Origin of the sequence: Methylobacterium sp. Leaf89, from assembly GCF_001422215.1 — a bacterium.
GTDB lineage: Bacteria > Pseudomonadota > Alphaproteobacteria > Rhizobiales > Beijerinckiaceae > Methylobacterium.
This window is the reverse complement of record NZ_LMML01000031.1, coordinates 1-12,226: the sequence shown is the minus strand read 5'-3', so window position 1 is coordinate 12,226 and position 12,226 is coordinate 1. Positions and strand designations below refer to the sequence as shown.

9 protein-coding genes and 2 pseudogenes are annotated in these 12,226 nt (G+C 70.6%); 6 read left to right on the top strand and 5 right to left on the bottom strand.

The genetic code is table 11. The features are described from left to right. From ASF18_RS21790 to ASF18_RS21780, 3 genes are all read left to right on the top strand, one after another. Positions 1-500: rod-binding protein (locus tag ASF18_RS21790; RefSeq protein WP_244472807.1), on the top strand; the 500-nt coding region annotated here is incomplete at its 5' end. 6 nt (positions 501-506) lie between these two features. Continuing rightward, complete coding sequence (locus ASF18_RS21785; protein WP_056213212.1) at positions 507-836, top strand: hypothetical protein; 330 nt, start codon at positions 507-509, stop codon at positions 834-836. Positions 837-851: 15 nt separating this feature from the next. Then, entirely contained in the window at positions 852-1,298 is a 447-nt protein-coding gene (locus ASF18_RS21780; RefSeq protein WP_056213214.1) for a hypothetical protein, read from the top strand. Positions 1,299-1,361: 63 nt separating this feature from the next. Here ASF18_RS21780 and ASF18_RS21775 read toward each other — a convergent pair whose 3' ends face one another. After that, positions 1,362-4,103 carry a heparinase II/III family protein gene (locus tag ASF18_RS21775; protein WP_056355337.1) on the bottom strand — a complete coding sequence of 914 codons (2,742 nt, stop codon included), beginning with the start codon at positions 4,101-4,103 and terminating at the stop codon, positions 1,362-1,364. 803 nt (positions 4,104-4,906) lie between these two features. Here ASF18_RS21775 and ASF18_RS21770 point away from each other — a divergent pair. From ASF18_RS21770 to ASF18_RS21760, 3 genes and pseudogenes are all read left to right on the top strand, one after another. Then, a pseudogene (locus ASF18_RS21770) lies at positions 4,907-5,245 on the top strand (methyl-accepting chemotaxis protein); the annotation flags it as partial. 1,005 nt (positions 5,246-6,250) lie between these two features. Beyond that, complete coding sequence (locus tag ASF18_RS21765) at positions 6,251-7,711, top strand: oligosaccharide flippase family protein (RefSeq protein WP_082487876.1); 1,461 nt, start codon at positions 6,251-6,253, stop codon at positions 7,709-7,711. Next, positions 7,708-8,769: a glycosyltransferase family 2 protein gene (locus ASF18_RS21760; protein WP_082487875.1), complete on the top strand. Its 1,062-nt coding sequence runs from the start codon at positions 7,708-7,710 to the stop codon at positions 8,767-8,769. Before ASF18_RS21765 ends, ASF18_RS21760 begins: the two co-directional genes overlap by 4 nt. A gap of 52 nt (positions 8,770-8,821) precedes the next feature. Here ASF18_RS21760 and ASF18_RS21755 read toward each other — a convergent pair whose 3' ends face one another. The 4 genes and pseudogenes from ASF18_RS21755 to ASF18_RS24975 form a co-directional block, all read right to left on the bottom strand. After that, the gene (locus tag ASF18_RS21755; RefSeq protein ID WP_244472806.1) at positions 8,822-9,550 is read right to left on the bottom strand and encodes a transglycosylase SLT domain-containing protein; all 729 of its coding nucleotides are present in this window, start codon (positions 9,548-9,550) and stop codon (positions 8,822-8,824) included. A gap of 538 nt (positions 9,551-10,088) precedes the next feature. Further along, positions 10,089-11,354: an MFS transporter gene (locus ASF18_RS21750; RefSeq protein ID WP_056355324.1), complete on the bottom strand. Its 1,266-nt coding sequence runs from the start codon at positions 11,352-11,354 to the stop codon at positions 10,089-10,091. 212 nt (positions 11,355-11,566) lie between these two features. Continuing rightward, positions 11,567-11,887, bottom strand: a complete 321-nt coding sequence (locus ASF18_RS21745) for a hypothetical protein (protein ID WP_056355321.1) — start codon at positions 11,885-11,887, stop codon at positions 11,567-11,569. Positions 11,888-12,057: 170 nt separating this feature from the next. Beyond that, positions 12,058-12,226 (bottom strand): annotated as a pseudogene (locus ASF18_RS24975) (transporter); the annotation flags it as partial.

Here is a 12,226-nt window from a genome sequence, read left to right as displayed (position 1 = left end):
CCCCTGCCATGAGCATCTCGCCTCCCTCCGACATCGTCCTCGATGTGGCCCGCGCCGCCGATCCCGGCCGCGTGCAGGAGGCCGCCGCGAAGCTGTCGGCCCCCGGGACCGATCCGGCGGCGTTCGGCGATGCCTACCGCATGGCCGGCGTCTCGGTGCACATGCCCCTCGACGCTCGCGGGACGTTGACCGCCCTGCAGACCGACAACGCGGTCTCGGGCGCCGGCAAGGCGGGCGATCCCTACAAGCAGTTCGAGGCCTTCGTCCTACGCCAGTTCGTCGAGACCATGATGCCCTCGAAGGCCAGCGCCGTCTTCGGCAAGGGCAATGCCGGCGGGATCTGGAAGTCGATGCTCGCCGATCAGGTCGGAACGCAGGTCGCCCGGGCCGGCGGCGTCGGCATCGCCCGGATGCTCGAGGCGGCGCGTCCGCTGAACCCGCCCGCGGCGGCCGTCGCGCCGTCGACCAAGACCGCGTCGACCAAGACTTCGGAGAGCTGAAACCCCATGCTGCTCGCATCCCTGAAGCGCCTGGAAGCCACCGTGACGGCGGAGACCGAGGCCCTGCTGGCGCATCACCCCGTCGACCAGGAGGCGGTGAACCGTCGCAAGAGCCAGAGCCTCCTCGAACTGACCCGCCTGACCCGCGACCTCGATCCCGCCGAACTCGACACGCCGGTGCTCGACCAGCTGCTGCGTCTGCGCGGCGCCCTCGAGCGCAATCAGGACGCCGTCGGCCTGCACCTGCGGGCCGTCGAGGAGATCTCCGGCATCGTCGCGGAGTCCCTGCGCGCGGCGGAATCCGACGGCACCTATTCCGGCCACGTCCGGCGCTGAGGTCCGCTCCCCGCCATGCGCATCCTCGTCACCGGCCTGTGGATCTGCGGCCTCACCATCCTGTCCTGCTACGCCGCGGTGACCTGGGGGGCGGGGCTGTTCGCCAAGAAAACCGAGCCTTACCTCGAAGGTCTCCAGTACCAGAAACTGCCACCCATCAATGTGCCGATGGTCGTTGATGGCAAAGTACAGGGCTACATCGTCGCCGTCCTGGTCTTTACTGCCGATGCGCGGCTGATGCACACGCTCTCTGTGCCGCCGAATGCCTTCGTCGTCGATGAGACGTTCCGGCAGATCTATACGGACCCGGCGATCGATTTCAAACGCCTGTCCCGCTACAACGTCACCCAGCGCCTTGCCGAGATCCGCAAGCAGGTGAACGCCCGCCTCGGCTCCGACGTGGTCAAGGACGTGCTGGTCGAAGAATTCAACTTCGTCGCCAAGCGCGAAGTCCGTTCCTGAAGGGATGTCCGATCCCGAAGGGACCTCCCTTCCTCATGCGAAGTCCGTGCCCGAGGATGGGCCTCACGCCTCCGCCAGCAGGCGCTCGAAGGCGGGCTCGTCCAGGAGGGCGGTGAGCCGCCGGTCGGCATCGGCATCGGCCGCGAGGGCGAGACCGCCGCAGACCGTGCCGGCACCGGCGAAGGCGTAGCCGAGCACGCTCGCCGGCTGAAGGCCGCCGGCGGCCGCGGCGACGAAGCCCCGCAGGGCCCCCGGATGGGCGTTGCAGCCGTTGCGGAGAGTCAGGCCGGCGCAGCGCCCGGCGACCGCCACGGGTGAGAGCGAGAGCCGGTGGCGCCCGGCCTGGGCCATGGCCCGGCGCGGACCCGCCAGGGCCAGCAGGATCTCCGGCGACAGGTGGACCGCGCCTTCGAAGCTGAGGCTGCCCGACCCGCTGAAGCGGTCGAACACCGCCAGTCCGGAGAGGTCGTCGAGAACGAGGAAAACGCGCCGGTGCGCGACGTCGGGACCGTGGACCTGCGTGGCGAGGCGGTGGGCGGTGGCGCCGATGAGGCGCTCGGCCCCGAGGTAGAGGGCGGGGCCCGCCATCGGTTCGCGCTGGTCGAGGGCGGCCACGTTGTGGCCGGCCCCCGAGAGGAGGTGGTGGCGGGCGGCGCCGCTTTCGACCTGGCTCGACCCGCCGGCCTCGACGATCCAGCGCACCCCTTCGCAGGCGTAGACGAAGGAGCCGACGTCCCGATGGCCGGGTCCGGGACCCTGGCCCTGGCTGGCGAAGGTGCAGGCGAAGTGGCCCCAGCCGCGGCCGGGGGCGTCGTGGCGCTGCGCGATCATGCCCGAGGACGGGTCGACGCGGCCCGCGGCGGGCTCCAGGGTGACGCGTGGTATACCGGGACGGTCGCGTCGCGGTCGCGCGTCTCCGGACCAGCGCGTCGCACTGAGCGCGCGACCCGCCTGCGCACCGAGGCGCCCGATCCAGCCGGCGGCATCCTCGCCGGCGGGCGCGTCCCCGAACGGGGGCAGGCGCCCGGTCGGATCGAGGAGACCGGCGACCGCCGGGAGCCCGGCCGCCACGAGCCGGTCGAGGCGGCCCCTGAGCGCCGACTCGGCGGGGTCGTCGGCGTCGAGGCCGAGCCCGAGGGCGCGCAGGAGGGTCAGGAGCTCGAGGCGCGGGTGCAGGGCGGGGTCGGAGAACCGCCCCTCCGCGTCGAGGAGCGGCGCGAGGCCGGTCTCGAGGGCGTCCTCGGCCAGGGCGAGCCAGTGTGCCGCGAGCGGCAGCAGCGGCAGGGCGCGGGCGACGATGCGCAGGGCCGCCGCCGCCTGGAGCTGGTGGATCGAGCGGCCGAAGGTGTTCTGGCCCAGAATCTCGGCGAGGGCGAAGCCGTGCCGCACCGCCTCGCCCGTGAGGGTGAGGGAGGCCGGGCCGCCGGGCTTGCCGGCCCGGGCGAGGAGCCGCACCAAGGTCTCGGTACGGGCGGCGAGGGCCGCCGGGTGCAGGGCGAGGCCGTCGGTGGGCGCCCCCCAGGGGTTGGCCCGCGACCAGGACAGGGCGAGGCCGACGGCGGTGGCGCCGCCGCCCGGTGCCTCGGCCAGCGCCGCGAGCCAGGCCAGGGACTGGTACTCCAGGCGCCAGGGCACCGAGCGGAACGGATCCTCGGTCCAGTCCGGCGCCTCCGGCAGGGTCCAGGCGGGCTGGCCGGCGAGGCGCAGGACCCGGTCGAGGCCGGCGGCGCGATGGCCCTCGCCGCGCTGGATCGCCCGGGCGCGGGTGAGCACCGCCGGCACGGTGGCCACTGCCTCGGGCTGCGGACACCAGCCCGCGAAGGCGGCCCCGGGCAGGGACAGGCGCTCGGCCAGGCGGGCGAGGAAATCCGGGGCCGCGAGGAGGTCGTCGGCGCAGAGGCTCTCCAGCCGCATCCGGTCCTCCAGGGCCACCTCCGGCGAAGCGAGGAGCTCGGCCTCCGGCCCGTCCGCCTCCCAGGTGGCGAAGCCCACCGCCACCCGCGCCGCCCCGGCGGGGGGCTGGAGCTCCAGGGTGAAGCGGCGGGCCTGCTGGTGGGCGGAGAGGTCGACGAGGGCCCCGAGCCCGGGCACCGAGAGGGTCCCGGGATAGGGGGGGGCGAGCTCCGCCCCGGACCGGTCGCGGTAGACGATGCGGGCGAGCGCCGCGTGGGTGCCGGGCTGCGGCGTGTGGAGCTGGCCGCGCAGCACGAGGCCGCAGCCCGGCACCAGGGCGTGGTCGCGCCAGGCCGGCTCCGGCCCGAGGCGGTGCCGGGCGCGGGGGATCAGGGCCGGCGACGGTGCCAGATCCGTCCCCTGGGCAAGACGCGCTTCCGAGACCGCGAACGGCGCGCTGTTGCGCCAGGAGCGGAGCGTCACCGTGATCCGGGTGGCCGGGGCCGGGACCCGGAAGGCGAGCTGGAGGCGCCCGGCCCGCGCCCCGTGCGTCTCCGGCGGCAGGGCGGCCGGCCCGGCGATCCAGGTGCCGTGCGGGTCGAGGAGCGTCCGGTCGAGACCGGGCACGTGGTCGAAGTCGAGGCTCGAGCCGTCCTCGGCCAGGAAGTCGATCCCCACCAGGGCGAAGTCGAGGGCGGACCCGGCGGCCTCCTCCGCCGCCCAGGCGAGGCGGAAGCCGAGGCAGCACCACGCCTCCGGCATCAGCCCACCGAAGGGCAGCACCACCCGCGACCAGCGGTTCTTGGCAGGAACCCAATGCTCGTTCTCCCCCGGCCCGACGCGCGCGCCCCCGGCATAGCGGGCGGCCTCGGGCAGCAGGACCCGAAGGCCGGGCGCGCTCGGTTCGCTCACGAGGCGGACCGGGCGGAGGCGGGGGGAGGGGACATCGGCAAGGCGGGGTGCGGCGCGGGGGTAAGTCGGTCTGGCCGACGTGGTGGTCCAGGGCGCCCCGGTGTCGGCGCGATGCCGCCACTGAGGCGGTCGGGTCGCTCCGTGTCAAGCATCCGCCGGCCTTCAGGGGGCAGCATGCCCGAAAGCCGGTGCTCCGCGCCGAGCGACGTGATGCGGCAGGCTCGGACATGCCGGCGTGTGACGGGGTGAAGGTCCTGGCGGAGGTCCGGGATCGCCGCGCGGTCCGCGTCTGCGCAGGGCCGGAGATCGGCCGTGCCGTCGCTCGCCGGGGGCGACGATGAGGCCGATCGTGTCCCCGTAAGGTTCTCGCTCTGTCGATCGCGTGTAAACTAAGGGCCGTAAAAAACGTTTCATCTGTTGCGAGCAATTTAAATTCCTCAAATAGCATCGATTGTCCTTGTATATTTCTCTATATAACGCTTGTAATCACGATATTACGTAAGATTGTTTTTTCATCTGTGGCTTATATATCCGACATGGGTGTAATTGGTTGTCAATGAAATAGTAATCATCGTATCAATGACGCAATCGACAATGTCGCCTGGGAGCAGGCCATTCTGTCGGGGATCTCCCAAGCCCAGGTCGCCTTGAATTGCATCCAGCTCAACTTCAAGGACGTCGATCTGTCGCGAACGAAGTCCGAGGTGGAGGCCGCCACCGCCACCGCCACCGCCAGCGCCGTGCGGGACGCCGAACGCGCGATGCGCGGGCTGGAACGGCCCATCGCGCTCGCGCTGAAGCCGGAGGTCCTGCGCGAGAGCGGGAAAGCTCTGGAAACCCAAGCCGTCGCGGCCATCCACGGCATCACGGGGCGGATCCGCGACATCAACACCGTGGCGGCCAGTATCGCGGCGGCCGTGGAGCAGCAGAGCGCCGCGACCCAGGAGATCGTGCGCAACGTGGCCCAGGCCTCGAGCGGCACGGCCGAGGTGACCGACAATATCGCGGGGGTGGCACGAGCCTCCGAGGACACCGGTACGGCAGCGGCCCACGTGCTCACCTCCGCGTCCGAGGTCTCCCGGCAATCCGAACGCCTCTCCGGCGAGGTGCGGCGTTTCCTGACGACCGTTCGGGCGGCCTGAGTCGCGCGGCGCGCAGGCTCCCTGCCGCGACGGGCGCCGTCCCGGATCGGACCGGTCCCGGTCGACGCCTTCGGCGTCCTGCGAGCGCGGGGCCTGTCTCCTGGACGGACAGGGACAGGGGGCGATGGGTGACCTCGGCGGGGGCGCCCGTCACCCCGGCCCCCGCCCAAACCGGAGCGGGAGCCTCGTCGGACCCCGCCCCCGCCGAGGCGGACCGGAGGCGGGATCGGGCGCGCCCGCGTTCGCGACGGTGTCGCCGCGGGTGCGTGGAAGCCGCCGTCGCGGGACTCCGTCGCCGAAGGCACGGACCGGCGATGGAATGCGCGGCGAGACGTCGTGCTCGAACGGCGCGCCTCCTTGGAGCGAGGATGGACGATCGGGCGCGAACCGGATCTCCGGGCTTGCATTGCCGAATGCCCGATCGGACGCGTCCGGGACCTCTGCGTTCCAGGCAAACCGCGCAGGGCGTGGCGGAGAGACCGCGCGGGGCGTTTCGGAAAGACCTCGCAGGCCCCCTGACGGTGCCGCGTCGCCGTGACGAGCCTCGCCGGGAAACGGCGCGCGATCGGAAGGGCACCATTCTCCGGGCCGCGGCCGAAGTATAGAGCGCGGCGTCTGCAAGCACGGCCCTTGTCGGAGATGTCGCGGTCGCGCCCGAAGGGCGCGGTGTCCTGTCATCGCACGCCCGTCCGCGCCTTTGAGACGGCTCCCTGATTGCGTGGTCACGCAGCGGGTGGTTCGGCCGTCGGGCGATCACCGCGCGATGAACGCAGGGTGTCGTGCTGGCATCTTCGCGCCGACCCTGTCAGACCCTTTGGGCTCTTGGGACCCGGCCAGGACGTTGCTGCGCGGGGGCCTTGCGGTTCGGGAGCCCTCGGGCAGGTCTCGGGACGGACCGGGACCACCCGGGGCGCGGGATTGACGACATCGAGGAACCCCCATCCGAATGACTGTCACACCCGTCGCCCGGCGTCCGGTTTCTCGCAGCGGGTGTGCCGGGCAACCATGAGCCAGAACCCGACGCTGCGATCGCGGGCGATGCGGGGGCTGTTCTGGTCCCTGCTGCAGAACGTCGTCGGCCGCCTGATGAGCGTGCTGCTGTTCATCCTGATCGCGCGCTTCGTCACGCCCGATGAATTCGGCTTCGCGTCCACGGCGATCGTGGTCGTCAGCTTTCTGGCGCTGATCGCCGACTTCGGCATGGGCGACGCGCTCGTGCAGCGTCCGCAGTTGCGGGTGGGCGATCCCGATCTCGCCCTGTACGTCTCCCTGGCCGGCAGCGTGATCCTGGCCGGCCTCCTCATCGCCGCCGCCCTGCCGATCGCCCGGATCATGAAGGCGGAAGCGCTGGCGCCCTATCTGCACTACGCCGCCCTGTTCTGTCCGATCCTGGTCCTGATCAGCTTCCAGGAAGCTCTGTATCGCCGCGCCGAGCTCTTCCGCGCGCTCGCCCTGCGGACCGTGTTCGGGATCTTCGCCAGCGGGGTGGTCGGGCTCACCCTCGCGCTGAACGGGTGGGGCGCCTGGGCGCTGCTGGGCCAATTCAGCACGCAGGTCGTCCTATCGGCCCTCTGGCTCTGGTCCCGCTCGACCTGGCGTCCGTCCCGGGCACCCGATCCGGCCGTGTTGCGTCGGCTGCTGCGCTTCGGGGTCAGCCTCGTCCTCCTCCGGGCGATCGACTTCGTGGCCATGCGAAGCATCGATTTCGTGATCCTCAGTCGCCATGGCGCCGCATCCCTGGGGCTCTTCGCCGTCTCCATGCGGATCGATCAGACGCTGACCCAGCTGGTCCAAGTGAGCGTCTCGGCCGTCGCGCTCAGTTTCCTGTCTCGGATCGCCTCCGATCCGCAGCGGCTGGCCCGGTCGTTCCTCCGGACGGTCTCGCTGTGTGCCACGTTCGGAACCCCGGTCTTTCTCGGTGTGGCTGCGTTGTCACCGGATCTCGTTCGTCTTGCGCTCGGAAGCCGATGGATGGGTGCCGATGAGATCGTGCGCCCTCTCCTGATCGTCGGTGGCGTTCAATGCATCCAGTTCATCTGCGGCTCGTATCTCATCGCGATGGGGCGCCCTGGGACGCTGCTGGGCCTGATCGTGGCAAAGACACTGATTGTGGTCCTGGGTCTCGTCATCGTTGAGAATTCAGATCTTCAGGAAACAGTCATCACCTACTCGCTCCTGCTGCTATGTGAGGCGCCCATCACGTTCGGCGTGATGGTTCATCGTCTCTCCCTCAGGTGGAGTGATCTCGCGTCGGCGATTATTGCCCCCTGCGGTGCGTCGATCCTTGCTTTTGTTGTGGCCGAGATCGTTCGTGCCGAATTGACCGCCAAGGTCCCAGCGAATCTTCTGATGGTCTTGATTTTTACGATTTTCGTGACAGTCTTCTTCGGTATCTTGTTTTCTTGCGCGCTCAGGCAGTTTAAAGACAATGCGGGGTTTGTCCTGAGCGGCTTGAGAAGGCAATGAAAAGCACGCCTGAGACAAAAATCGGAGAAGGGAACGCACAAATAGATAGACGGAAAGGTTTGATATCCATCTGTATTCCGACCTGTAACCGCCCGGACTTTCTCAGGCAGGCCGTCGAGAGCTGTCTGTCCCAGAAATACCGTCCGCTGGAAATTCTGATCGGGGACGACTCGGGCGGAACCGTGAGCGGGGCGATGATTGCCAGCCTGCCCGCGGCGTCCGAGGTGGAAATCCGTTATCGGCACAACGCGCGGCGCGCGGGGCAGGCGCGGAATATCAATGCGTTGTTCGCGTCGGCGAAAGGTGAGCGGCTGATCCTGCTGCACGACGACGATCGCCTGTGTGACGATGCGATCACGACGCTCACGAACGCCTGGGATGCGCATCCGGGGTGTCTGTGCGTGTACGGCAAGCAGTACGTCATCGACGAGACGGGGCGGATTCTGCCGAAGCGCACCCGGACCTGGAACCGGACCTATCATCGGATTCCGGAGGAGGCCGGCCCTCAGCCGGTGCCGCTCGTCGCGGCGCTCCGGCAGCAGATGCCCAACAACAGCTACTTGGTCTCATCGGCGCGGGCCCATGCGATGGGCTTTCGGTCCGAGGACGAGGTCGGGGACTGCGTCGATGCCGATTTCGGCATCCGCCTCGGTGAGACGGCCGATCCGCACGCGTTCGTCTTCGTCGACAAGTTCGTCTCGGAATATCGGCTGACGTCGAATTCCATTGCACGATCGGACCTGATCAATCGCCGGCAGGACCTGTTCTATGACTCTGTTCGGGCAGTCCGCGGCGGCAAGGAGATTTGCGCGGCCCGCGATGCGCTCCTCGCCAGGGTCGCCGTCGGCGCCACGGTCGATGCGGCCCTGGCGGGGCGAAAATGGATGGCCCTCCGCATCCTGTTCTCCCGACATTACCGCTTGCCGCTCCTCAGCAGGTGGACCGTGTTCCGGCTGGCCTGCATCGGCTCGCCGCGGATCGCGCTGACGCTGCGCCGGCGGCTCCGCCCCTATTTCCTGGTGCGGAGCGCGCCCGACGTCACGCTCGAAGATTCGTGAGATCCGCACGGGTGCGCGGCTCGATCGGGCGCCGATGGGCTCTTGCGTCGCCTTACACGGGCTTTGCGCCCCGCGCCCGCCAGTTGGCCTGAACGCGCGCCTTGAGCTTCGCGATGCGAGCCTCGTGCGCGGCCCAGTAGGCCTTCTCGAATTCCGGCGTTCCCCGCTTCGCGCCCTTCGGGAGGGGCGTCCTGGTCAGGGACGCCCGATCGGCGCGTCGAAGGGATCCGGGTGGCGCCTGCGCCTCCCGTTGCGCCTCCGGGACGTCGAGAACCGACTGGGCGCGACGACAATAGGTCACCGACAGGGGCGACATGACATCCGACCCGTGACCGGCCCGGTACTTCATCAGGGTCCGGCAGAGGTCGCCCTTGGCCAGGCGCCAGGCTTCGGCCAGGTACCGGACACCGTACCGGACGTTGACGTCGGGTCGGGCCAACTCCGCCGGGCTCCCCCGGAAGCCCAGCATCGCGGCGGTGGTCGGCAGAACCTGCATCAGGCCGATCTCGCCCGCGCCTCCGATCACGGTCGGATCGTAGCCGCTCTCGATCTGCGTCACGGCGTCGGCAATCTCGGCCGGCAGCCCCTCCGACGCGGCCTCGCGGTGGACGATCAGCCGGTAAGCCGTCCGTGCGCTGCCCTGATGTGGGGGGAGATCCGTGTCCGCGAGGAGCGGAATCAGATGATCGGCGTGCGCCAGGACCATGCGGGCGGGTTGGGCCTGCGCCTCCGCTGCCACGCAGAGCAGACCCAGGGCGATCAGCGGGCGAGCCTTCGGCACTTCGATGTCCCTCGTTCGCCGCACGGCCCGGGCGCTGGGCGGAGGCGTGAATGATCCCAACGGGAGGTCGCCACGGACAGTTGCGTCAAAGGTGACATTCGCGTCGAACGTATGGCATAGGTTCGAGCCGGGTGCCGCTCTCAACTTGCAGGTCCCAATCGAGGCGCATGCTTATGGATCTGTTAAAGTCGTATTGGGACAGTTTAGTCGCGTTCTTCCTTCCTTATTGGGACGCGTCCGTTGCCTATGTCGCCAGCATACCTGCGCCGATCATTCTGGGGTGGTACGTACCGGGTCTGATCGTGTTGGGATTTGTGCTTGGTTACGCGCTCCGGGCCTCGATCTCTCGGAGACGACGGAACCGTGCGCGGCGGGCGCGAAACGGCTGGTAGGGCCTCTGCCGCGTCGGTGCGTCCGGGGCCGGGCCCGCTGACGGAACGAGCGCCGGTCTCCCGGCCCGAACCGCGGCCCGTGACCCCTGCGCAGGGGCCGGTCGCCCTCGGGGAGAAGGCTGCGCGCCATCCCGCAGCCCGCCCCATCACCCGGAGGGTGTCCGGGCGACGCGGGTGCCGATGAGGAACAGCAGGGCGACGCCGAGGGCGACGAGGCTCGGGGGAACCGCCGCGGCGAGGCCGCTGGCGAGCGCCGAGCCGGCGACGTCGCCGAGGTTCATCGCCGCCATGTAGATCTGGAACTGCGTGGCCGAGGCCCGTCCGGTCCGGCTCGCCAGGAGGACGGTCGGCAGCAGGGCGACGTAGAGGAGGGCCGGCACGACGTTGGCGAGGCCCAGGATGACGGGCCCCGTGGCCGCCTCCAGCCCGGCCGCGATCAACCCGCCCGCGATCCCGAAGGCCGCCGCGCAGGCGACCAGGAGGGCGCGCAGGGCCGGCCCCGGGCCGAGGCGGTCGACGGAGGCGCCGATGCCCGCTGCCCCGAGGGTTCCGCCCAGGAGGGCGAGCAGGGCCTGCAGGCGCGAGAGTCCGCCCGCGTCCCAGCCATGCACCTGCACCAGGGCGACGGCGAAGGGCACCTGGAACAGCGCCAGGGCGAAGTCGATGGCGAAGCACAGCGCCAGCAGGCGCGCGGCGTCGCGGCTCCGGAAGGCGTCGGCGAGCCCGCGCGCGAAGGCGGCCGCCGCGGCGATCCGGCCCGGTCCGGCAGCACGGGCCGGCCCGCGCCGCGGCCAGGCGAGGAGCCGGTCCCCCGGGGCCTCGCGCACGAGCGCGGCTGCCAGGGCGATGGGTGTGGTCAGGCCGAGGAGGGCGCCCGCCGCCGCGGCGAACCCCCCGGCTTCCAGCACCCAGGCGAAGAGGGCGGTCCCGGCCGCGCTGCCGAGGACGAAGCCCGCCCGCGTGGCCGCGCTGGTGCGCCCCAGTTCGCCGGCCGGCACGCTGTCGGCGATCAGGCGGTCGGTGGCGGTGTCGGCCAGGGAGGCGGCCAGGCTGTGCAGGAGGAGGACGAGGCTGACGGCCGTGAGGCTCGGGACGCCGCCGAGGAGGAGCAGGCCGGCGAGGCTCGCCTGTGCGCCGGCCAGGGCGAGGACGAGCCAGCGGCGGCGCGGTCCCATGCGGTCGGGTGTCGCCCGGTCGATCACCGGCCCCCAGAGCAGGGGCTGCAGCACCCAGGGCAGGCCGACCACGGCGAGGTGGCGGCCGACCTCCGCGGTGGATGCGCCCACGGCGGCGAAGTGGTTGGCCAGCGCCGTCAGGGCGAAGCCGGCGACGAGCCCCTGGTAGAGGTAGAGCAGGGTGAAGAGGCCGACCCGCCAGCGCGCGTCCTGCAGGCTCGGCGGCCACGGCGGCATCGGGTCCGGTCCTCGCTCACGCCGGCATTGCGCCGCCGTCCGGGCCGCGCGGACCCCGTGCTTAGCCGACGCGGCCGGCCGGCGTCACCCCATCCGATGGGATGCGCCGGCCGGCCGGGCCGGACGGGTCAGCGGCGCGGCGCGGGGCCGCCCCGGACACTCCGCGCAAGGCGACGAACGGCGCCTCGGGGCTTTGCCCCGCGCGGGCGGCCTCAGTAGCGCGGGCCGCCCGAGGTGCTGCCGCGCTGCTGGGCGTAGCCGGGCAGCATCGGATTGCGGGCGTTCGGATCGCCGTGCATCAGGCGGTTGCGGGTGTGGTGCAGGCGATGGGCGCGCGAATGGTAAATCGCGTCGTGGCGATGGCCGCGATGGCGCATGTGGTACTTGCGCGCCTTGTAGTTGCCCGCGTGGCCGATCGACGAGCTGGCGCGCATCCGCTCGGCCGGGGTCAGGCCCGGAGCGGCCGAGGCCGAGCCGAGGGAAAAGCTGGCGAACATCAGGCCGGAGGCCAGAACCATGGCGAGGGTTTTCATGTGAGACTTCCAGTCATGTGCTCACGAGCGGCACAGTGCGGCTGTAAGTCTGTTCTGGACTTGATGTTCCGCGGTGTTGCTTGACATTAATGTCATGGATTATCCGGCCTGGCCTGCACGTGGACTTGAGGAATTCATAGAGAATTCAATAGACCACGCGCAGGCAGCGGCTACCGGCCTGCGATCCGGCCCGGGCCCGCGACCGGCAGGGTGGGCGCGGCGGCGTTGGTGTCCTCCTTGTAGATCGGCACGATGACCCGGAGCCAGCCTCGGGTCTCGCGGCCGCCGTAATTGCGCTCGACCACGTCCTGGGTGACGTAGGCCTGCAGGTTCACCGGG